Here is a 21,677-nt window from a genome sequence, read left to right as displayed (position 1 = left end):
AAAACGAAACTATATGTTCAGTCTTAGTTTATAATCCGCTGTAAGCGAATTTTCCAGAACACAAGTAACATTCACCATGTCATTGCCTAAGGCACGTGCGCGCGCGTCAACCTCAGACAAACCATGATTGACCCATCGGGCGATAAGCCGGGATTGAAGAGTTTCGCGGCAAACATCCAAAGCCACTGTTAAGTCGAAAAATTGAGAAAGCTCAGACCAAGGCGGCCCCTTTAAAAGAAGGTAGTTACCTTCCACCAATACAATTTTGTCTTCCTCAGTTATGCCACCCGAGTTCGGGATTGTTTTATCTTCTTGTCGATCGAAAGTCGGATACAAAAACATCTTCTTGTCCCGCATCTTGCGCATAAGCTCCAAAAGGCCCATCGCATCAAATGTCTCAGGCGCACCTTTACGGGGCAGCAGACTCATTTCTTGCAAGCGATCATTATCAAGATGAAACCCATCCATTGGCAGGACTTTCGCAGATGGCCCCAAACACTTTGCCAAGTGATTTGATAGGGTTGACTTACCTGATCCAGGGGGGCCAGCGATGGCGACAATAAAGCGGGATTTTGCTGCCGAAAGGTGGAAAATTATTTTGATAAGATCGTCAATGTTAGTCGGCACTGCTGTTTTTGTGCCCTTGCTCATAGCTCTGCTGCCCAAGGCGGGTTTGCCCCCGCACGCGACACAGTCACACCTGCAACTTTCGCTCCAAATTGCAAAGCTTGTTCAACAGCGTTAGCGGATATTTTAGGTAAGCTTTCCTTTTGCAAAAAATCCAATTCAGAAAGCTTTGAAAGAAAGCCTGCGTTAAACGTATCGCCCGCCCCGACAGTATCAATAACATCAGCTTTTTCTGCCGGCACATGCACCGTTATGCCATCCTTAAGATACGCCGTTGCACCTAAGTTTCCCCGAGTCAAAATTACCAAACCTGCGCCTATTCCAAGAATGGATTTGGCCTTATGCTCCGACGAACTGGGGTTCTTGATAATCCATTCTAAGTCCTCGTCTGACACCTTAACAATATCTGCAAGAGACATCATTTTCATAATTCTGCTGCGATAGCGGTCCGCATCTTCTATAAAAGTTGTCCTGACATTCGGATCCAACATAACGACAAGGCGTTTGTGCTCTCGTTCTAACAATGTTTCATAGGCCTCAGAACATGGATCGCACGCCAGGCTAATACCGCCACAATACAAAGCGTTAACATTTTGGGATATCAAAGGAAGATCAGAAGGCGCCAACATGCGGCCAGCAGAGTTTTCGTCATAAAAACTATAGCTGGCTTGTCCATCTATTAACTGAACAAATGCCAAAGTGGTTGGTCGATCACTAAAAATAACATGATCAATATCCACATTTGAAGCTTTTAGACCCTGGCAAAGTTGCTGACCAAAAATGTCGTTTGAAAGACCTGTAAGCATGCCAGAAGGCGCACCCAAACGTCCCAAAGCAACGGCAGTGTTGTAAATTGCGCCGCCCGGATGCGGCACAAAGGCATCTCTGCCTGAAGATGTTTTTTCAGGGATCATATCGATCAAAGCTTCACCACAGCACAGGATCATCGGTCCTTATCCTTTCCAAAGCCATTGCTTGAACTTGCTCATATCATTTTCTTCTTTGCTCAGCCTCTGGCAAAAAAATAAGCGATCGTCACAGCAGTGGCTAGAGAAATTAGACATCTTCAAACTTTCTCTTGAGTATTCTTTCTCGAATGTAAAACGTTGAATATTCGTGATCATCTTTGTAGGCCATGTCTAGCCCCATTTCTCAGCACAGTGCTGTCATACAAACCGGCTCAAGCATCCGAAGCCTTGAGAGCGAGGATTCTACAAGGCGATAAGAGAGAGCCACTCTGTAAGAGCAGCGTCGCGGCCTAGCTTGAAGTTAATGCGAGTTGATAGTGACCTTTGTGAATTGAAGTGATTGTAAAATGAGGCGTGGATTGAAGCAAACTTTTGGAGACTGTGCATACGCCTAAATCGCAGCATCGCGCGCTCTCTTCGTCGAAAAGGTAAGTGTGAATTCTCCGCCCTGTTATTTGCCCACCGCTGTGTAACTTGCTTATCTGCACAGCCCAGTGCCTAGCCCCGTCTGATTGGTCCAAGACGATTGTTAGTGCATGATAGGCCTTTGGTCCATCGGTGTGATGGTTTCGGGCGCTGTTGGACGATAGCCCAATGCACTTTGTGGTCTCTTAGTGTTGTAGTGATGTCTCCATTGTTCGATGATGATTTGTGCTTCCCTCAAGGTGTAGAAGATCTCTGCGTTGAGCAGTTCAACTCGGGAACCAACGCTCAAAAGAAAGTCATCTTTGTTGTACGATAAACTTCAATTTTGGATGATTTGCCCATGCGCCAACTTCATCACGCCACCACTGCAAGCAGCGGCTGTTTTCGTGGTGCAGAGGTTACTCCAGTGACCATAAAGGCATAGAAATGCTGCACAGACGATACTTGTGCAACTGATCAAAATTTGGCAATGGACTACAAAAGATCATAAAAGTTGCACAAAAGAGCTATCATGAGTGAAAAAAACAAAACTAGCAAAGCGGATGCAAAGCAAACCACTGCAAAAAGTGATGCCACTAAAGCAAGTGCAGAAAACAAGGCACAAGAAACAGCCGGCAAATCTGGAGATGCTACAAAGAAAAGCGACGCTCCCAAATCAGCTTCACAGAGTTCGATTAGCCACTTTTCAAGTGTTTCGACACCACAGTATCGGGCTGGATGGGACAAAATCTTTAACAATTCGCAAGCAGAAGAGCCGACTGCAGAGCAACCAAGCAAATATGAACAGCGAAAGATGTTGGTGTCAGAGCAGTGGAGCAAATATCAAGAAACAAAAAACCCAAAATACTTGGCGGTCATCTGCAGAAATTTACCCTTTTTTGATCATCCAGCAGTTGGTGAAGAAATAGCCAGCTTGCTACTGAAACAATAAAGCAAGCCAACAACTGCAGCAGCGGCTGCTTTTTAGTGCAGTGGTTCCCTAATCGATCCGTAAAAAAGACCTCGCGTAATTGCTGGGTCAGTCCAACAGGGAGGTATGACGCTGAAATGAACATCACATCCTTCATACGACAGATGTTGATTTTGGATTAGTTTACCAAAACCGCGCTCAATGAATCGGCATATCTACACTAGCAAGTCGCAATTCAAGAAAGCACCATCTTCGATTTGCTTCTAAGCTTCAAAAAGCAGGGGGGCAAAAACGAGCGGCCCTAGCGGTGTAAGGATGTAAGACGCATAATTATTTTGGAAAAGGTTCGACCAAAAATCGGGAAATATTTTCTGACTTCACATATTCCTTGGCTAGGTTATTCTGCGGCAAAGCATTGGAGACTTTAAATTGAAAGTTCTTAGCATTGTCAGATTTAAACCAAAGCCAAATTTCCTTGAAGACGTTATAGAGGAATTGAAATTACATAATGAAAGATGTCGGCAGCTATTTAATCAGCAGCGTTTCCTTTCAGAGGTTGATGGTGAAGTGTATCTTGTTAAAATTTCTCCCTCAATTGACAAGATTGCCGAAGATCAAGAAGTTTCCCTAACTCATTTAGATAAGATTAGGCCTTGGCTTGAGGAATGGTCAACAGAAGAGCGTCACACGCGGTCAATCTCTGGTATGTTAATAGATGAATAACCTTACGCGCACTTTACTGATAGCTGTCGGGATGACACCCGCTACACAGGGGCTTTAAAAATATAGAAATAAAGACATGCTCTATAGGCGACATTAAAGACCAAATCTATTTTTGGTTTTGCTATTTTTTCGATCCTTAACATGCTTTGCCAACCTAAGATCAGCGCCTATGGTTCCAAACGAGTGTAGGCTGGATAGTGACGCTGCTGTGACAGAGTGGCGCTCTCTTATTTCCTCATAGAACGCACGCTCTCAAGGCTTCTGATGCTTGAGGTGGTTAGGCTGACAGCATCCTTTGAAGCCTAAAAAAGTAATAAATTAACTTTGTACTTTCCATCTTGATTTTACGAAAATGATTAAGCAGGATAAATCAAAGGAATGTTATTAACCACTTAAATTTAGCGTTGGAAATTTAACCAGCGTATTTAAATGCGAAAGTAAATTGTAAATATGGATACTGACCTTTCTAAACGCTATCATAATCTTGATTTTTTGCGTGCTTTCGCGTTGCTAACAGGCGTTCTTCTGCACGGGTTATCACTATATTTGGAACCAATTGATGGATCTGAACCAAGACCTTTAGCCGCAATGCTCTTTATCTGGATTCATTCATGGCGGATGCCGCTATTTATGTTATTGGCAGGTTTTTTTACCTGCCTTAGTTTATCAAAGCGCTCATCTGGAAGTTATACAATCAATAGGGTTTTTAGACTTGGCGCACCCATCCTTTTGCTTTGGTTATTCATTCCAGCAGTTGATGAAACGCAAGCGCAAATGGTTAAATTGCCTGAACTTTTATCATGGCTTATATCTGGACAGCCTTTTACACTTCGCCTTGATCATCTTTGGTTTCTTTACTACCTGTTAATTTTTTATCTAATTACCTTTGTGATAACATTGCTTGCACCAAAGGATTTCGCACGAATTACAAAGATAAAGTTAAGCTATGGTCTCATTTTTGGCTTCTGGCTTCCCATATTAATTCTGCTAACTCCTTTAGCTCGTCCGACTGGGGGTATATTTGCTGAAATCCCTTTAATATTCGGAGATTTAAAATTTGGCTCACTGCTATTTATGCTCGTGTTTTTCGTGATTGGGATGCAATTATTCTATAGCCAAGCATTTATTGAAAATATTCAAAAAACAAAATTTTTCGCTCCATCTCTCGGAGTATTTAGTTTTGTGCCAGTGGCCTTGATGGCTTGGGGAATTATGAAAGATGAACCATTTGCGTTCTCTGGTAACTTAGAAATGTGGATTGTGAACGGTTTTTCGGCATTGGCTACTGTGATGCTTGTGCTCGCTTTGATTGGCTTTGCAACCAGGATGATCACATCTGGTGGTGCACTGCTTTCACTGTTAGTACGACTATCCTATCCAGTTTATGCATTTCATCTTGTATTCGTCTATTACATTGGCGCAACGTTAATATTGGCAGGCTATAGCTCTATATTTGTAATCATTGCTAGCTGTCTCGCCGGACTACTCGGCTCATTGCTAATTTACTACGTGTTTATATATTACACGCCACTCGATTGGGTTTTTAATGGGTACAAGAACTCCAAATTCAAAGTGAGTTCGAGCGGATTGAAGAAAATTACTCAGCACTTCTAAAGGGCCTGATATGCGTTATATTTAAATCTTTGTCCTCTTGTTTCATGATAGCTCGACAGTTTTTGACCCAATTGAGTTCCCTTTTACATAGCCAAGTCTTGTATTCTTTTATATAAAAGCAACTCAAGCGAAAACCTGATATCAACGGCCAGAGGAAGTGAAAGTAGTACAATATTATTTTTATGTAATTTATTTTATTTAAAACAACCGATTTTAGTGCCCATAAAATGTTTTTTGCTTTCCGTTTGTCTTTTAGCGGGTTTTCCAGCATCGCGCAGGCTGCCCGAACCTTAGTCTTTTTCTATCTCAAGAACGGGACATTTATATCTAGCAACCCTTAGCATAGACCGGTTAAAAAACAGACCCTATCTGCTAGCTAGGCAAACCGTTATGAGCAGATATTGGGTTAGACGAGCCTATGAGAATCAAGTCCAAATCTATTGAGAAGCTTGACGTTAGAGCCTAAAAAATATCTATCTAACTGTTTTAATTACATAAAAAATAAAAAATCTTTTCTACTAAAGTTTTAGTTGACAATCTTATAGACTTTATCTGACTATAAAGCCGTCGGTTCATATCGACAAATATAACTCATGGGAGGAGATGAAATGCGCAAGTATTTTTTCTCCGCAGTTGCGGCTTCTGCCGTCATTGCGGGGACCAGTTCGGTTGTGGCTGATGAAGCAGCAGCTCGAAAATGGATTGATCAAGAATTTCAACCATCTGTACTGACCAAAGATGAACAGCTTGCAGAAATGCAATGGTTCATTCAGGCTTCAACGCCGTTTTCAGGTATGGAAATTAACGTTCTGTCTGAGGGCATACCAACTCATTCGTACGAATCTGAGGTGCTGACAAAAGCATTTGAGGACATCACTGGTATCAAGGTGAATCACCAGATTTTGGGCGAAGGTGAAGTTGTACAGGCTGTGCAGACTCAAATGCAGACCGGTCGGAACCTTTATGACGCTTATGTCAACGACAGTGACCTGATCGGCACGCACTCACGATTGCAACTGGCTGTCAACTTGACAGACTTTATGGCTGGGGCCGGTGCGGATGTTACCAACCCTGGATTGGATTTAGGCGACTTCATGGGAACCCAGTTTACCACTGGCCCAGATGGTGATCTGTATCAAATGCCAGATCAGCAATTTGCCAACCTTTACTGGTTCCGCAAAGACTGGTTTGACCGCGAAGATCTGCAGGCATCGTTTAAAGCGAAGTATGGATATGATCTTGGTGTGCCCGTGAATTGGTCCGCCTATGAAGATATCGCTGAGTTCTTTTCGACGGATGTCAAAGAAATCGATGGAACGGCGATTTATGGCCATATGGATTATGGTAAGCGCGCGCCAGACCTTGGTTGGCGGATGACTGATGCATGGCTTTCAATGGCCGGTGCTGGTTCAAAAGGCGAGCCAAACGGTATTCCGATCGACGAATGGGGCATTCGCATGGAAGCGGGTACCTGTAATCCGGTGGGCGCTTCTGTAAGCCGCGGCGGCGCAGCAAACGGTCCTGCGGCGGTGTATGCTATTCGCAAATGGGACGAATGGTTGCGTAAATATGCACCTCCTGGTGCGGCCAGCTATGACTTTTACCAGTCGTTGCCAGCACTTGCCCAAGGTAACGTAGCCCAGCAAATATTCTGGTATACAGCCTTTACTGCGGACATGGTGGCACCACAATCTGCCGGCAACAACACAGTTGACGCCGACGGCGTTCCACTTTGGCGGATGGCGCCAAGCCCGCATGGTCCATATTGGGAAGAAGGGCAGAAAGTTGGCTATCAGGATGTGGGATCTTGGACGATCTTAAAATCTACGCCTGAAGAGCGTGCCAAAGCAGCGTGGCTATATGCACAGTTTGTTGTTTCAAAAACTGTCGATGTGAAAAAATCTCATGTTGGTTTGACATTCATCCGTGATAGTAGCGTCAACCACGCTTCTTTCACCGAGCGTGCGTCAAAGCTAGGTGGTTTGGTCGAGTTCTATCGCTCACCTGATCGGGTCGCATGGTCGCCAACCGGTATTAACGTACCTGATTATCCAAAGCTGGCTCAAATCTGGTGGCAGCAAATTGGAGATGTGAACTCAGGCGCGTTTACACCGCAAGAGGCTATGAACCGATTGGCTGAAGAAATGGATGTCACAATGGCGCGTATGCAAGCCGCTGATGAGGCAGCCAATGTCTACGGTGGATGTGGACCTCGTCTGAATGACGAAAAAGATGCGGAATACTGGTATGCTAACGGTGGTGCGAAGCCCCCATTGGCGAACGAGAAGCCGCAGGGTAAAACCGTAAACTATGATGAACTGGTTGCTCGTTGGGCGACAAAGTGATCTAAAGAGTTGAAAGAACGGGCTTAATTTACCCAAAACGACCGGGGGCTAGCGCCCCCGGTCAACTTTCTAAAATTCCAAAACACAAGATCCAAAACGCGCCATAGGCAGCTTTGAAAAAGAAATCATAAATGACCCTAGAACTGAAAAATATCAGCAAATCCGTCAAAGGCGTGACCCATATTAAGCCTACTAGCCTGAGTTTAGAGCCAGGCCATTTTAATGTTCTTCTGGGCGAAACAGGCGCTGGCAAATCGTCTTTGATAAAATTGATGGCTGGACTGGATCCGGTTGCTAGCGGTCAAATTTTTCTCGATGGCCAAGACATCACAAAACTATCGACGCAAAAGCGGAACATTAGCTTGGTGCATCAATTTTTCGTAAATTATCCACATATGACAGTATTTGAAAATATTGCATCCCCACTCCGCGTGGCCGGCTATTCAAAACCGGAAATTGAGCGCCGCGTTGAGGATGCAGCAGATATTTTGCAATTGCGGCCCATGCTATACCGCCGCCCGCATGAGCTATCAGGAGGCCAGCAGCAAAGAACCGCTTTAGCGCGGGCGATTGCAAAGGAAAGCAAAGCAGTCTTTCTTGATGAGCCTTTGGCAAATCTAGACTACAAATTGCGCGAAGAATTGCGTGAACAATTGCCAGACTTGTTTTCTGGACGCGGATCAGTGGTGGTTTATGCCACCTCAGAACCCGAGGAAGCCTTGTTGTTGGGGGGAAAAACAGCATTGGTACATGATGGCCAGATCACTCAATTTGGCGGGACAGCAAGCATTTATAGAAACCCCAAAAACCTCACTTCTGCGCGCGTTTTTTCCAACCCTCCGATTAATTCGGCAAGGGTGACAAAGCGCGGTCGGTCGGTGCAGTTAAACACCAACGTGAGTTGGGAGGTTTCAGGAGCTGCGGCTGATTTGAAAGATGGCACTTATATGGTTGCGGTTCGGCCTAACCATGTCACTCCGATAAAGTCTGGAACGGCATGGGTTGAAATTCCGGGACGGGTGCTTGTCACTGAACTCAGTGGTTCGGAAAGCAGCGCCCATTTCTCAATGGAAGGGTCAAGCAACTGGGTTTCTCTGGCACGCGGCGTGCATCATTACAATATTGGCACTGACCATAGTTTCTATCTTGATCCCTCAAGGTGCTTTTATTTTGCGCCTGATGGCGACCTCTTAGCTTAGGGCGAAACTGAAATGGCAAAAATAACATTATCCAATCTGCGTCATAGCTATCTTCCCTCTCCGCGGGATTTAGACGATTATGCACTTAAGGAAATCAATCTTGACTGGGATGACGGTGGTGCTTATGCGCTGCTTGGTCCTTCTGGCTGCGGAAAGTCGACTTTACTGAACATTATTTCAGGACTTTTGACGCCCTCGGATGGGCAAGTTTTATTTGATGGCAAAGATGTTACCAGCTTTGCCCCTGACCAACGGAACATCGCACAGGTTTTTCAATTTCCGGTTATATACGACACTATGACGGTCTACGACAATTTAGCTTTTCCATTGCGCAACCGCTCTGTTGACGAAGCAACTGTCAAGGTTAGGGTGCATGAGATTGCAGCAATGCTTGAATTGACCGAATTGCTTAACATCCATGCCTCTGGATTGGCCCCAGACACCAAACAAAAAATTTCTATGGGGCGGGGATTGGTGCGTGAAAACGTGAATGTGGTCATGTTTGATGAACCTCTGACCGTAATTGACCCACATTTGAAGTGGAAGCTGCGCTCGAAGCTCAAAGAGTTGCACCAGAAGGTCAAAGCCACAATGATCTATGTGACCCATGACCAAACCGAGGCGCTTACATTCGCGGATCAAGTGGTGGTGATGCAGGATGGTCAAATCGTTCAAATTGGCACGCCGATTGAGTTGTTTGAAAGACCTTCTCATACGTTTGTCGGCCATTTCATTGGGTCGCCGGGAATGAATGTTTTACCCTGTCAGGTCCAAAACGGAGCAGCCCTGTTCAATGGCAAAAAGATTGAACTTGAAGGACCGATTATGAAAGGGACCTCTGGCGAGCTTCAAATTGGTATCCGTCCAGAGTTTGTGACACTTGGCACCCAAGGGATGGCGGCCACTGTGCGCTCTGTTTCGGATGTGGGCCGGTTGAGTATTGTTGAGGCGATGGTTGGCGATCATGTCGTCAAAGCTGTGGTTGAAGATGCACCGCCGGTACAAGGTGAAGCCATATGGTTAACATTTGATCCTGCAAAAACACGGCTTTACCAAAATGGCTGGATTGCCACCCAAAGAAGTGGGGAAACACAATGAAAACCCTAAATCATAGAGGATGGTTCTTTGTCCTTCCGGTCGTGCTTTTGGTGGCTTTTAACGCGCTCATCCCAATGATGACCGTGGTCAATTATTCGGTGCAAGAAACCTTTGGTAATAATCTGTTTTTCTGGGAAGGTCTTGGTTGGTTTGAAAAATTGCTCCATTCGGATCGGTTTCATGCCGCACTTGGCCGACAGTTTCTATTTACCGGTTTGATTTTAATCATTGAGGTTCCCTTGGGTATTGCCATTGCTTTGTCGATGCCAAGACAGGGGCTATGGGTGCCGGTGTGCCTTGTGTTGATGGCATTGCCAATGCTCATTCCTTGGAATGTCGTGGGGGCGATGTGGAACATCTTTACTTTGCCCGATATCGGTTTGCTTGGGTATTTCATGAACCATTCATTGGGCATCGATTATGATATGACCCAAAATCCACTGGCAGCGTGGATTACCATCATCACCATGGATGTATGGCATTGGACATCGCTTGTCGTATTGCTGTGTTATGCTGGACTGGTGTCGATACCAGATGCTTATTACCAAGCTGCAAAAATAGATGGGGCATCCAATTGGTCAGTCTTTCGCTATATCCAATTGCCTAAAATGAAGCAGGTGTTGACCATCGCGATCCTGCTTCGCTTTATGGACAGCTTCAATATTTATACCGAGATTTTTGTACTCACAGGGGGCGGTCCGGGAAATTCCACCACGCTTTTGTCAATTGATCTTGTCAAAATAGCTCTTGGCCAATTTGATCTTGGGCCAGCGGCCGCCATGTCGTTGATTTATTTTGCTATCACGCTGCTTGTCTCTTGGTTGTTTTACACCTTGATGACGCAAGAAAGCTCAAAAGGAGGCGATAAAGATGTCTAAACGGTCTTTGGTTCCCATCCTCTATATTCTGTTTTTATTGCTTCCAATTTATTGGCTGGTGGCCATGAGCTTTAAAACAACCGGTGAAATACTCTCAGGCTTTTCGCTTTTCCCGCAAACTTGGACATTTGAAAACTACCGAGTTATCTTTACAGACCCAACCTGGTATTGGGGTTATATAAATTCCATAATCTATGTCTCGCTTAATACTGTGATTTCAGTGGCCTTTGCGCTTCCTGCGGCCTATGCGTTTTCCAGGTATAGTTTCTTGGGCGACAAACAGCTATTTTTCTGGCTTTTGACCAATCGAATGGCACCCGCAGCTGTTTTTGCCTTGCCGTTTTTCCAATTGTATTCAGCAGTTGGATTATTTGATACGCATTTATCAGTGGCTTTGGCGCATTGCCTTTTCAATATCCCTCTGGCCGTGTGGATTTTAGAAGGATTTATGAGCAGCGTTCCTAAAGAACTCGATGAAACAGCCGCTGTTGATGGATATTCATTTCCCCGGTTTTTTGTGACAATTTTCCTGCCCACGATCAAGGCAGGTGTCGGCGTAGCGGCATTTTTCTGTTTTATGTTTTCCTGGGTTGAGCTTTTGCTTGCAAAAACGTTAACCGCCGTCGAAGCCAAGCCGATTGCGGCGACTATGACCAAAACCGCATCAAGTGCAGGATATGAATTAGGACTGCTTGCTGCAGCTGGAACACTGACAATTATTCCCGGGGCGATCGTGATTTATTTTGTTCGAAACTATATCGCCAAAGGCTTTGCTCTAGGGAGGGTGTAATGTTTACTTGGATGGCATGGACTTGGCCGACGGCCTTAATCTTTATTGGGATTTTTTCGGCAATGGGCGTGATTACAATTTTGGAAATTCGCGCACCCGGAGGGGCCGAACGTCGGGGCATTTTGGGTCTTAAAACCACTCGGGGGGACCGGCTTTTCATCACTCTTTTGGGTAGTGTCTATATTTTCCTAGCTTGGTTAGGGCTTATGGGAATGCCGCTTTGGGGCCCTGTTTTTATCAGTCTTGCTTGGGCCGTATTTTGTTTTACAAAAGTTTAATTCCTTTGCAAAAACGAGCTTCTTCAAGAATTTCCTTGGAAAAACGAAAGACTTAGTATTTAGTTAGAAAACGAAATTGGGTTGGGTAGCTTCACGGTGTTAAGGACAAGTCAGAATGCGGCAAAAAAAGAAAAGTGAATTTCTAACGGAAGTCGAGTTGGAATTCATGACTGTTCTTTGGAATATCCAAACTGGCTCTGTGAGAGATGTTCTTGCCAACCTCGAAGAGGGCCGCAATTTAGCTTACACATCAGCGGCAACAATCCTTAGAATATTGGAACAAAAAGAATTTGTAATCAGTACGAAACAAGGAAAAACTTTTGTCTATCAACCTTTGCTGGCAAAAGATGCGTATCAGGCACGCTCACTCAAAAACCTGTCAGAAAAATTATTTGACGATACACCCGCCTCGCTTGTGGCTCGGCTCGTTGATGACACCGATTTGACCGAAGAATCATTAGAGGAGATTCGAGCACTTCTGGATAGGAGATTGAAAAATGGTTCTGGGTAATGCTCTTTTAAATGCGTACATCGACGCAAATTTAATGATCATATTTGCGTTTTTGACTTGGGTATTTGTACATTTTATATTGAGTAAGCTCGGATTTTATCGCGAATTCAAATCTATGCTCAGGCTATTAAATAGCACATTCATTGCTGTTTTGATCAGTCCTTTTTTTGTTTGGGGTCTATCTACGCTCATGAAAACCGGCATTTTTGGCAGCCATTCTCCAATGAATGTGTCAGATTTTGCTATCGCAGTTTACCTAGACGGTGGATTTCAAATGAAGGCGTCTGAGTTTGAAAAATTTCTCAGTTTACGCAATGAGTGGACAACGGAAATAGTCAGCTTAGGATCCACAACAAGTCTTTTCATCATGATATTCTTATTGGGTGGATTTACTGTTAGTACTTTACGAACAGCGCTAAGCGTACGCCGGCTACGCAGGATCATTAAAAATAGTTATGAATGGCGCCACTTCAATAATATCCACATTCGAGTGTGCGAAACCACACAGATACCTTTTTCAACCCGCGGCTTGCGCAACCATTACATCATTATGCCCTTGGCGCTTTTGGAAAGATCAGAGGATCTGCGCATGGCAATGGCGCATGAATTCCAACATATACGGCAAGGCGATATCAGTTGGGAAATTGCTTTAGAATTTCTCCGGCCCCTCTTTTTCTGGAACCCCGCCTTTATTTTGTGGAAGCGTATTGTAGATCAATTGCGCGAACTGTCGTGCGATCAGCAAATTCTATCACGTAAAAAAATTAGTATAAAAGACTATGGTGAATGCCTCTTAAGGGTATGTCAGAACAGTTTGAAATATAAAGATGGCATGCCAGTCATTGTGCCTGCTATTGCATTTGCACGAGTGGATAGATTTTCGTTGAGCACTAATTCCGTCAGTTTTTTAAAACGCCGTGTTACCTCGCTTTTTGATTTACCCACAGAACCGCAGGCGCCACGCAAACTCTGGTTCCTAATGCTGTCATTGATGGCCTTTGTCGTGTTTTCTTCAATCATAATTCATACAGGAAGTGATTGGAGCCAAGACCGGATTATGCTCTCTACAATTGTGAACTTAGAGCGATTGGATGTAATTAATGGATTTGGGAGATAGGAGCTATAGCTTTTGCTTGATTTTACTAATGTAAATACCGCTGACCCTATCACGTTAAACCGAGCTATTAACTTCGCTGAGCTCTCATAAAGAGGAATGCAAGCGGTACGAAAGAGATACGGCTATCCACACATATTAAGTCTACCGTGGGAGATTGAGGTTCATCTTCCAGTGGGAATGGATGTTGTTAGTATCTGTTTTTTTCAACCCAATTGAGTTCCTTTTTAACAAAACTGAAAATCTGAATCCCATTTTGAAAACAGCTTTGTTACCTTCTCAAAATGTTTGAATAATGGCCATCTCGTTCTGGTAAAGAAGTACAATCGAGATTATGGCGGACAAGACCCCTTAAATTAACCCCCCTAATTCAATGCCTTCCTTTAAAGTCTCGTCCAATTGCGAAAGCAAAAAATCAGCTGCTGGCGCATCAATGGTCAGAGGGGGACGAATTTTTAAGACATTCTCATGCGGCCCCTCAGTTCCTAAAAGCACACGCTTGTTCCGCATACGTTCAATGACAAAGCCTGCCAAACCCGACGCCGGTATCTTTGACGTTTTGTCTTTAACCAACTCCAAACCCAAGAAGAGCCCGCGCCCACGCACATCCCCGACAACATGATACTTTTCTTTCAATAATTCCATGCCATCAAGCAGCCGTTTGCCAACAATTTCTGCATTTTGGGACAGATTTTCTTGGTCGACAATATCGAGAACTTCTTTTCCTATACGGCAAGACAGGGTTGAGGCCCCAAAGGTCGAAAAAAATTCAATGCCATTGTCAAAGCTCGCTGCAATCTCAGGCGTTGTGATAACTGCTCCTATGGGATGTCCGTTTCCAAGAGGTTTTCCTAAAACGATAATATCTGGAACAACACCTTGCTCTTCAAAAGCAAAGTAGTTTTCTCCTAAACGGCCAAGACCAGTTTGAACTTCATCTGCGATACAGACGCCGCCTTCAGCTCTGACGCGGCTGTACACAGCCTCAAGATATCCTTTAGGGGGAATGATCTGTCCCCCAACACTCGGAAAGGTCTCAGCAATGAAGCAGGCCAGCCGACCGCCGCGCCTACGAATGTTATCCAGCGCCGCATCCGTCAGCGCAGCAAATTTTTCGCCTGCTAGGGGATCATTTCGCAAAAATGCGCCTTGATAATCATCTGGGGATGCAATTATCTCGACCCAATCGGGCTTACCTACTCCATTTTTACGATTGAATTTATAGGGCGAGATATCAATCGTGCCATTAGTATTGCCATGATATGCCTCGTCCAGGACGATCGTGTCTTTGCCACCTGAATGTGCACGAGCCAATCTAAACGCTAGTTCATTGGCTTCCGAGCCAGAATTTATAAAAAAACAAACCGATAAATTGTTGGGTGTTCTTTGCGTTAGTTTTTCAGCAAAGGCTATCTGCGCGGGATGAAGATAGCGCGTGTTAGAATTCACTCTGGCCAACTGATCCTGGGCCACATTCCGGATACGCGGATGCGCATGCCCCACGTGGGGCACATTGTTATAGGCATCTAGAAAGGGCTGGCCATCCTGATCGAATAGAAAATGTTTCCAGCCGCGCACAAAAGTAAGAGGCGCTTCATAACTAAGCTTCAAGTTTTGGGCAAACTTGGTTTTACGCTTTTCCAAAAGTTGAGCCTCATCGATCCTTTGATAAGACACTTGCTCATTCGAAAGGTTCATAAGTGCTGCTGGGTTTGGAAAAACTCTACTCCAGAAGGAAAGTTCAACCGGATCGACAACACCTGGCCAATCTTGGCTCAACCCATCGGTCAAAAGCGCCAATTGAAAGTGAAGATGGGGGCTCCATCCTCCGTTGTGGGTTTGGTCACCTAATCTCGCAAAGCACTCACCCGCCGAAATTTCGCTTCCAGCATCTAGGTGCTCGATGCTACTGGGATCAAGATGTCCATATAAGGTGAAAAATTCGTCGTTTTCAGGAGTGACATGTGACAGGATAACCATGCCACCATAATCAAGATGTCCTTCCCTATTTTCGACGCATAGAACCTTGGCTGCGAGGGGGGCATTTACTGCAGTTCCTGCTTTAACAAAGACATCCACACCAATATGAACGGTTCTCCTTCCATTTGGTATATGATGGCCAAGCATGAACGAAGGCGCTGTATAGATTAGACGCGGCTCGCCATATCCTCCTATAGAGATCGCATCACTTTGGTCTGCAAATCCAATTTGTGCTGCCTCTTCACTGGTTATGCTAAATGGATTTTGTGGAATATTGGAGTGATCAACAGAAGCACAAGCCACTTCCGCAGACGCAAGATCACAATCCAAAACAGGAGCAAATTTCCCATTTTCTCTGGCAATAAAATCTGAAACCCGCGCCGCAGTTTTAGTAACTGGATACCCACAGGCAACACGCAGGCGCGCTTCCATCAGGTTGGGGTCAATCATGGCATTTTCTAAAAAGTCCCAAGCCGGCGCTTGGGTGATAGTAATATAAGGGTCGTTTGGATTTTTTGCGCCCTCTAAAGTTGAATTTACGACTGATACGGCCAAGCGCATTAACGCCGCAGGATACGCAAGTGCAATTTCTTCTTCGGACAGAGGCCGCTTACTGTTATAGCCTTTTATGAGGGCCGCAAAACTTGTCATTGGACGAATTGTATCAAGCAGGCAATAGGCACCACCGATAGAAAAATCGATTATTGCAGGCCCTTTCGCCATATCACCAAAATCAATCAAACCGGAAATTGAGAAATGGTCCGGTTTATGAGTCTGCACAAGAACATTGTAGTCGTTAAAATCATTGTGCAAAGCTTGAATTGGCAAGGCATGTAGTTGTGGAAGAAGGCTAGAAAACTGATCACATATCGATTTAATCAGCGACCTTCTTTTCAGATCTTTAATTGCGTCAAGGTGCTCATAAATCCAAAGGCCATTTAAAAGATTCCACTTGTACGAACTTCCCAAGTTAGGATGATCAAAATCTTCCAAACATTTATCAATGCGGGCCATATAGCTTCCAAATTCCTCAAGAAGCGCAACAGGCTTTTCTTTTATTGTTGCTAGTGCGCCGCCCTCAAGCCGAGATTGTGCCCAAACAAGCCGCTGGTTTTCCATCACAATGAACCGGTTTTCTGTGAACCTATAAACATCTGGAATAGGTAAAGCTTCGTCGCTTTCTTTGAGATGAAGTAATGCCTTGATTTGCATATCGATAAACGAGTGTTCACAATCCGGACGCATTACCTTTAAAATGCAAGACTGCGTATCCCAAGTTGCAAGAAAGTTTAGATCATATTCTCCTGCGAGTGGCTTTAAATTCGCCGAAGCACCGAAAAGACGTTGCGCGATATTTTCCCAATCCTCCATAGTTTGCGCCTTACCCTAACTAAGCTTGCGTTTGTAAACCGTGCAGCAAACGTAACGGTCTAAAATTAAATGAAATTTCACAACCGAAAACCATGCTTCTTTCGTATTTCATCACGAGGAATTTAATTTCATGGAAATGATATACAACCCCAAACAAAGAAGGTTCAAGCTGATCTTTCCCGTTTTAAGTGGTTCGCACTAATGGGAGTCGACATTCAGTTGGTCATTAAATCCGGCTTTCTTTGGCGGCGCCAAAGACCAGCGCGAATCTAAAGTTAAAAATGCTGGGCTGCATTCTAGGAACTTTATGATACTGTCGATTTGGCACAGAACTGCTCTTATTGAACGCCATTGTGGGTGCTGCAGTGCAGGCGTATTGTTAATGCCGTGGTTTCCTGCGCACTTTTAAACACACTGATAGGCCGCGATCTGCTAAAAAACACACACTAAACATGCCCATTAAATTGGCAGAAAATCTCTAAAAAATTGAAAATAAGACTCTCAAGATGCAATCTAGGCTTGTTCAAGATCTCTTGCAATTCTTGCAGCTTCTTCAGCATCAAGCCTAGGCGGTGTCCAGTCACAGCCCGGCGCTGCATCCAGTAACTTTTTCGTATAAGCATGCTGCGGGTTATTAAAAACCTTATCAGCAGGACCAAATTCTACCATTTGCCCTTTTTCCATCACGGTAATATAGTCCGAAATCTGAGCAGCAACTCTAAGATCATGCGTAATGAAAATAATGGCCATTTCATAACTTTTCTGCAGATCATTCATTAATCTAAGCACTTGTTTTTGTACCGACAGATCTAAAGCAGAAACGCTTTCATCTGCAACCACCACATCTGGCTCCATCGAAAGCGCACGGGCAATGCCAATTCTCTGCCGTTGACCCCCGGAAAAATTAATTGGTTTTCGCCGGAGAGACTGCTCACCCAATCCAACTTGTGACAGCAACTTTACCGCACGCTGGCGTGCTTCGGCGGAGGGCACCCCTTGTAGCAAAAGACCTCTTGTTACCATGTAACCAACTGTCTGACAGGGATTAAGTGACCCGAACGGGTCTTGAAAAATCATTTGAATATTTTTACGCGCTTTTACAAGATCCCGATCAGATAGAGCTAGAAAATCCTGATGATTTATCATCACAGAACCAGATGTCGGCTCGATCAGTCTTATGAGCGTTTTGGCCAAAGTGGACTTACCTGATCCACTTTCGCCCACAACACCAAGTGTTTCGCCCTTTCGAAGCACAAAACTTGCATCGTTCAAAGCATGAACTTTTGTAGACGCAGTGCCATAAATTTTGTGTAGAGCCTTAACCTCTAAAACAGGTTTGTCATCGCGGCTTAAATCCGGGGTTCGAGTGGTTTCCAGAAGAGGCATCGCATCGACCAACAATTTTGTATAAGGTTCTTTCGGATGCATAAGAATTTCTTGTTTAGAGCCCTGCTCAATAATTTTCCCCTGACACATAACAGCCACGCGATCGGCAATATCAGCCACGATCCCAAAGTCGTGAGTTATAAAGATTGTTCCATTGTCATAAACCTCTTTTAGATCCTGTATTAGACGCAGAATTTCAGCCTGCGTTGTCACGTCAAGCGCTGTTGTTGGCTCGTCTGCAATCAATATGTCTGGTTTGCAAGCCAGTGCCATCGCGATCACAATGCGTTGACATTGTCCCCCCGAAACTTGGTGAGGGTAACTTGCATAAATCCGCTCCGGAGTAGGAAGCTTCATTTGTTCCAACAGCTTTATTGTTTCTATCTTGCGCTGTGGTGCCGAAATCTCTGGTCTGTGAAGGCTAAATACTTCTTCAACCTGCCTTCCAATTTTAACCGCGGGATTAAGCGCCGCCATAGGCTCTTGATAAATCATTGAAATACGCGCACCGCGCAGCTCATTTAACTCATTTTGAGAGAGCTTTAAAACATCTTTTCCATTAAATATAACCTGACCCGATTCCACATTTAATGGCTTAGCGATATCGTTCAAAACGGCACTTGTCATAACCGATTTTCCCGACCCGCTCTCTCCAACAACACACAAAATTTCGCCCCTATTTACAGTAAGGGAGACATTATCAACAGCATAGCGCCGGTCAGCGCGATCCGGTAACGTAATGGACAAGTCAATTATGTCTAAAATAGGCTGTGTTGGGCTGGGCAAGGTGTGTCCTTTTCTTACGCAAAAACTAATGCTGGGGTTAAACCTTGCAGGAATAATCAAACAGGAATCGTATAACTTTGCAAGTCCGCGCATAAAACTTGACAATTATGCTCAAGAGCGAAAAAATGACGATGCCCAGCGGAAACTGGCCAGGCCTCAAAACTCCACAGTTAAACGAGGAATTTGAATGGCTGGTAATCCACAAAACCATCACACTGGGCAACCTTATGTCCCGGATGATATAGTTTTTATCGAAGATATGCGTTTCGATAACTTTGAAGTCTCAGTTCTGCGCATTGCACGACATTTTTTTGAATCTTTGGACCAACCTAAATCTCAGGCGTGGAAATCGGGTTTTTTGCAAGCAGAACATATTTTCCCGGTTCCTTTCGGAGCAAGCATTGCACATGCGATTTCAATAGCAATCGATATGATGTGTCTTGGTCGGGTTCGCGGTTTTTCTTACTTTGCAACAAGCCATCCCAAGGCATGCCTAACAATGACAAATGAGGAAAAATATTTTTTAATGACCCTTCAAAGCATTCGGCTCCAACGGAAGTCGGCAATTTCATCTTATGCTGTAATGGTTTGTGAAGGGCCCAACGTTTCTGACTTTTTGGCAGCGCTTGAACGGCTCGCAATCATCACAGGAGATGTCCAATCTCCTGCTTACGCACCAGTTTGATTTGGGAAAACTAAGCTGGACTACAACATAAAGATACATATGCATGCACTAGGGCCTGATAAAAAGCACTAATCACTTTCGAATAAGATCACAGCTAAGCGCCAGAGTGCTACAGTTGCCTACTTGCTATAAATTGAGGGAAAATAGAATGTACATTGCTATGAACCGCTTTCGAGTGAAGCGCGAAAATACAAAAGCCTTTGAAGATTTATGGCTTTCAAGAGATAGCTATCTCAAAGATTTAGAGGGGTTTGTTGAATTTCGCATGCTCAAAGGATCTGAAATAGACGGGACAGTGCTCTATGCTTCGCACACAGTTTGGGCGTCGGAAAAAGCGTTTTTAAACTGGACCAAAAGCGAAGCATTTCGCGCCGCTCACAAAGGCGCCGGGCAAAGGGTGAAATTATATGAAGGTTCACCAAACTTTGAAGGCTTTAATACAATTCAGCATATTGTTTAAACCAAGTTAGACACGCTACCATGAGAGTTTACAAAGCTATATGCCAGCAGACATCTACTATCGGAAGGGTAGCAAAATCCTAAAAATGCAGGTTCAAGCCGATCTTTCCCTTTTGAAGTGGCCCGCCCTTATAAAAACAGACATCCGGATCTCCGTTAAATTTAGCTTTCTTCGGCAGCACAGGATCACAAGTTCAACTTGATTGAGTTCCTCTTTGACTTAATTTAACGGCCTTTCCTATAATTTTTGTATTCCCTTTTTAGGGGTTTTTACTTCTTGTCTGTAATATAGGCAAAATTGCGAAGCTTAATTTTAATTCCGAGCAGCTCTCTCGGATCGAGGAATTAACTACGCTGAAGCTGGGCCATTCGTTTAAGAATATCTATACCCTGCATGTTCCAAAAATGCAGAAGGTCGATGAAAATCCAATTTTCGGTGAGCTTATCACCGTCGCGGCGATACATATCAATCACGCGCATATCACCGGGGGTTTCGCTTGCCGGCATGCCCATAAACCCGCCAGTCGGGATCAGGGTTAAGTTGGGCCAACCGAAAAAGCCACCAAAATGTCCTTCGGCAACACGGCATAAATGGCCATTAAACGTCCGGTTTTTAAACCCTGCGCGAAACGGACCAGAATGCTGCTGGGCGTAGCGTTCAATCGTATAGGTGGCGCCGATACCTGCTGGGCCCCACCAAAGCATATCCTCGTTCCAACTGCGCCGGAGCTCATCCACCAACGGTTCTTCTTCTCCATTGCGCCATGTTTTGATGTCATTGATCATGAATTCAATAGCATCTTTTGTTCGTTCGCCCTCGACCGGGTCTTGGGGGTCAAACAGCAACCCATCATGGTTCATCGGACCAGGCTGTACCAAATGTGCTGCAGTTTGTGGTGGAAACGGCTGCAACCCTGCCTGCATCATCAAATGCGGTATATCGAAGAACATAGCAGCTTCAGTGATCATTCCGTTCTCGACTTTGCTAAACTCGCAATAGCGCAATAGTGCCATTTTACCCGTGGGCGGAATGCCCAGCCAAGCTTCATCAAAAAGCCCCATAAGATGCCCCATGGAGACAACCCAAACCCCTTCATGCCCGGTAAGTTCATTTTCCCCTGCCATGAAAATATCCATCCGGCGTTGCAAATGCGCAAGGCTGCGGCGTAAAGGCTCCCAGAAATGCGCACCAACTTCGGCGCATCCGCGAATCTCATTAAAAGGGTGAAAACCACGCCACAGCAGATCAGGGGCACAAAATTGACCCATTATGCTATCAATTTCGGAACCCTCAGCATTTTCCAAGGCGCCATAGAAATCCCGTACAATTTGCTTTTCAGATTGAAACATCATTGCCTTTTTCCATTGTTGCACAGGTGCTTACCATTATTTGGCTTTCCTACCGCCTTAGCACTCTAGCTGCGATCCAGTAAACACTATTTTGCATACGTATGCAAAAAAACTCTTGCTTAAAGTAACTTTCTCGGCCACGCTAAAGTTGCAAACGTATGCAATCGGGATTTAGGGAG

18 protein-coding genes and 2 pseudogenes are annotated in these 21,677 nt (G+C 44.6%); 13 read left to right on the top strand and 7 right to left on the bottom strand.

Features of this window, described 5'->3' with window-relative positions:
• Positions 1 to 9: 9 nt before the first annotated feature.
• The 4 genes and pseudogenes from GN278_04955 to GN278_04940 all read right to left on the bottom strand — a co-directional run bounded on the left by GN278_04955 (position 10) and on the right by GN278_04940 (position 2,295).
• Entirely contained in the window at positions 10 to 651 is a 642-nt protein-coding gene (locus GN278_04955) for a phosphoribulokinase (GenBank protein ID XAT60220.1), read from the bottom strand.
• A complete protein-coding gene (locus GN278_04950; protein ID XAT60219.1) occupies positions 648 to 1,574 on the bottom strand; it encodes a carbohydrate kinase in 927 nt (308 codons plus the stop codon). The genes GN278_04955 and GN278_04950 overlap by 4 nt, the downstream gene beginning before the upstream one ends.
• Before the next feature lie 264 nt (positions 1,575 to 1,838).
• Positions 1,839 to 2,090 (bottom strand): annotated as a pseudogene (locus GN278_04945) (DDE-type integrase/transposase/recombinase).
• Positions 2,091 to 2,124: 34 nt separating this feature from the next.
• A pseudogene (locus tag GN278_04940) lies at positions 2,125 to 2,295 on the bottom strand (transposase).
• 237 nt (positions 2,296 to 2,532) lie between these two features.
• Here GN278_04940 and GN278_04935 point away from each other — a divergent pair.
• The 11 genes from GN278_04935 (at position 2,533) to GN278_04885 (ending at position 13,484) form a co-directional block, all read left to right on the top strand.
• The gene (locus tag GN278_04935; protein ID XAT60218.1) at positions 2,533 to 2,952 is read left to right on the top strand and encodes a hypothetical protein; all 420 of its coding nucleotides are present in this window, start codon (positions 2,533 to 2,535) and stop codon (positions 2,950 to 2,952) included.
• Positions 2,953 to 3,360: 408 nt separating this feature from the next.
• Positions 3,361 to 3,654 (top strand): hypothetical protein, encoded by a 294-nt coding sequence (locus GN278_04930; GenBank protein ID XAT60217.1) that lies wholly within the window; start codon positions 3,361 to 3,363, stop codon positions 3,652 to 3,654.
• Between the two features lie 450 nt (positions 3,655 to 4,104).
• A complete protein-coding gene (locus tag GN278_04925; protein ID XAT60216.1) occupies positions 4,105 to 5,268 on the top strand; it encodes an acyltransferase family protein in 1,164 nt (387 codons plus the stop codon).
• A gap of 608 nt (positions 5,269 to 5,876) precedes the next feature.
• The gene (locus tag GN278_04920; GenBank protein ID XAT60215.1) at positions 5,877 to 7,613 is read left to right on the top strand and encodes an extracellular solute-binding protein; all 1,737 of its coding nucleotides are present in this window, start codon (positions 5,877 to 5,879) and stop codon (positions 7,611 to 7,613) included.
• A 131-nt stretch (positions 7,614 to 7,744) separates the two neighbouring features.
• Positions 7,745 to 8,812, top strand: coding sequence for an ATP-binding cassette domain-containing protein (locus tag GN278_04915; GenBank protein ID XAT60214.1), 1,068 nt, complete (start codon positions 7,745 to 7,747; stop codon positions 8,810 to 8,812).
• A 12-nt stretch (positions 8,813 to 8,824) separates the two neighbouring features.
• Positions 8,825 to 9,910, top strand: a complete 1,086-nt coding sequence (locus GN278_04910) for an ATP-binding cassette domain-containing protein (GenBank protein ID XAT60213.1) — start codon at positions 8,825 to 8,827, stop codon at positions 9,908 to 9,910.
• Positions 9,907 to 10,788: an ABC transporter permease subunit gene (locus GN278_04905; GenBank protein ID XAT60212.1), complete on the top strand. Its 882-nt coding sequence runs from the start codon at positions 9,907 to 9,909 to the stop codon at positions 10,786 to 10,788. Before GN278_04910 ends, GN278_04905 begins: the two co-directional genes overlap by 4 nt.
• Positions 10,781 to 11,578 carry an ABC transporter permease subunit gene (locus GN278_04900; GenBank protein ID XAT60211.1) on the top strand — a complete coding sequence of 266 codons (798 nt, stop codon included), beginning with the start codon at positions 10,781 to 10,783 and terminating at the stop codon, positions 11,576 to 11,578. The genes GN278_04905 and GN278_04900 overlap by 8 nt, the downstream gene beginning before the upstream one ends.
• Positions 11,578 to 11,856, top strand: a complete 279-nt coding sequence (locus tag GN278_04895) for a hypothetical protein (protein XAT60210.1) — start codon at positions 11,578 to 11,580, stop codon at positions 11,854 to 11,856. The genes GN278_04900 and GN278_04895 overlap by 1 nt, the downstream gene beginning before the upstream one ends.
• 115 nt (positions 11,857 to 11,971) lie before the next feature.
• A complete protein-coding gene (locus tag GN278_04890; protein ID XAT60209.1) occupies positions 11,972 to 12,367 on the top strand; it encodes a BlaI/MecI/CopY family transcriptional regulator in 396 nt (131 codons plus the stop codon).
• Positions 12,354 to 13,484 carry a biotin transporter BioY gene (locus tag GN278_04885; protein XAT60208.1) on the top strand — a complete coding sequence of 377 codons (1,131 nt, stop codon included), beginning with the start codon at positions 12,354 to 12,356 and terminating at the stop codon, positions 13,482 to 13,484. The genes GN278_04890 and GN278_04885 overlap by 14 nt, the downstream gene beginning before the upstream one ends.
• A 348-nt stretch (positions 13,485 to 13,832) precedes the next feature.
• Here GN278_04885 and GN278_04880 read toward each other — a convergent pair whose 3' ends face one another.
• Positions 13,833 to 16,832 (bottom strand): aminotransferase class III-fold pyridoxal phosphate-dependent enzyme, encoded by a 3,000-nt coding sequence (locus tag GN278_04880; GenBank protein XAT60207.1) that lies wholly within the window; start codon positions 16,830 to 16,832, stop codon positions 13,833 to 13,835.
• A gap of 513 nt (positions 16,833 to 17,345) precedes the next feature.
• On the bottom strand, positions 17,346 to 19,097 hold the full coding sequence (locus GN278_04875; GenBank protein XAT60206.1) for a dipeptide ABC transporter ATP-binding protein: 1,752 nt from the start codon (positions 19,095 to 19,097) through the stop codon (positions 17,346 to 17,348).
• 94 nt (positions 19,098 to 19,191) lie between these two features.
• Between GN278_04875 and GN278_04870 the strand changes: the two genes are divergently transcribed.
• Together GN278_04870 and GN278_04865 are read left to right on the top strand one after the other, a co-directional pair.
• Positions 19,192 to 19,689 carry a hypothetical protein gene (locus GN278_04870; GenBank protein XAT60205.1) on the top strand — a complete coding sequence of 166 codons (498 nt, stop codon included), beginning with the start codon at positions 19,192 to 19,194 and terminating at the stop codon, positions 19,687 to 19,689.
• Between the two features lie 148 nt (positions 19,690 to 19,837).
• On the top strand, positions 19,838 to 20,149 hold the full coding sequence (locus GN278_04865; GenBank protein ID XAT60204.1) for an antibiotic biosynthesis monooxygenase: 312 nt from the start codon (positions 19,838 to 19,840) through the stop codon (positions 20,147 to 20,149).
• 344 nt (positions 20,150 to 20,493) lie between these two features.
• Here the strand turns inward: GN278_04865 and GN278_04860 are convergent, their stop codons facing one another.
• Positions 20,494 to 21,501 (bottom strand): nuclear transport factor 2 family protein, encoded by a 1,008-nt coding sequence (locus GN278_04860; protein XAT60203.1) that lies wholly within the window; start codon positions 21,499 to 21,501, stop codon positions 20,494 to 20,496.
• Positions 21,502 to 21,677: the final 176 nt, after the last annotated feature.

Source organism: Rhodobacteraceae bacterium Araon29 (assembly GCA_039640505.1).
Lineage (GTDB): Bacteria > Pseudomonadota > Alphaproteobacteria > Rhodobacterales > Rhodobacteraceae > CABZJG01.
This window is presented reverse-complemented; position numbering and strand designations above follow the sequence as displayed.

Excerpts from the sequence above, each read along its gene's own strand:
- GN278_04890 (XAT60209.1), top strand. The coding sequence starts at position 11,972 with ATGCGGCAAAAAAAGAAAAGTGAATTTCTAACGGAAGTCGAGTTGGAA.
- GN278_04950 (XAT60219.1), bottom strand. The coding sequence starts at position 1,574 with ATGATCCTGTGCTGTGGTGAAGCTTTGATCGATATGATCCCTGAAAAA.
- GN278_04905 (XAT60212.1), top strand. The coding sequence starts at position 9,907 with ATGAAAACCCTAAATCATAGAGGATGGTTCTTTGTCCTTCCGGTCGTG.
- GN278_04895 (XAT60210.1), top strand. The coding sequence starts at position 11,578 with ATGTTTACTTGGATGGCATGGACTTGGCCGACGGCCTTAATCTTTATT.
- GN278_04920 (XAT60215.1), top strand. The coding sequence starts at position 5,877 with ATGCGCAAGTATTTTTTCTCCGCAGTTGCGGCTTCTGCCGTCATTGCG.
- GN278_04885 (XAT60208.1), top strand. The coding sequence starts at position 12,354 with ATGGTTCTGGGTAATGCTCTTTTAAATGCGTACATCGACGCAAATTTA.
- GN278_04865 (XAT60204.1), top strand. The coding sequence starts at position 19,838 with ATGTACATTGCTATGAACCGCTTTCGAGTGAAGCGCGAAAATACAAAA.
- GN278_04900 (XAT60211.1), top strand. The coding sequence starts at position 10,781 with ATGTCTAAACGGTCTTTGGTTCCCATCCTCTATATTCTGTTTTTATTG.
- GN278_04860 (XAT60203.1), bottom strand. The coding sequence starts at position 21,501 with ATGATGTTTCAATCTGAAAAGCAAATTGTACGGGATTTCTATGGCGCC.
- GN278_04915 (XAT60214.1), top strand. The coding sequence starts at position 7,745 with ATGACCCTAGAACTGAAAAATATCAGCAAATCCGTCAAAGGCGTGACC.
- GN278_04955 (XAT60220.1), bottom strand. The coding sequence starts at position 651 with ATGAGCAAGGGCACAAAAACAGCAGTGCCGACTAACATTGACGATCTT.
- GN278_04935 (XAT60218.1), top strand. The coding sequence starts at position 2,533 with ATGAGTGAAAAAAACAAAACTAGCAAAGCGGATGCAAAGCAAACCACT.
- GN278_04880 (XAT60207.1), bottom strand. The coding sequence starts at position 16,832 with ATGGAGGATTGGGAAAATATCGCGCAACGTCTTTTCGGTGCTTCGGCG.
- GN278_04910 (XAT60213.1), top strand. The coding sequence starts at position 8,825 with ATGGCAAAAATAACATTATCCAATCTGCGTCATAGCTATCTTCCCTCT.
- GN278_04870 (XAT60205.1), top strand. The coding sequence starts at position 19,192 with ATGGCTGGTAATCCACAAAACCATCACACTGGGCAACCTTATGTCCCG.
- GN278_04925 (XAT60216.1), top strand. The coding sequence starts at position 4,105 with ATGGATACTGACCTTTCTAAACGCTATCATAATCTTGATTTTTTGCGT.
- GN278_04875 (XAT60206.1), bottom strand. The coding sequence starts at position 19,097 with ATGCGCGGACTTGCAAAGTTATACGATTCCTGTTTGATTATTCCTGCA.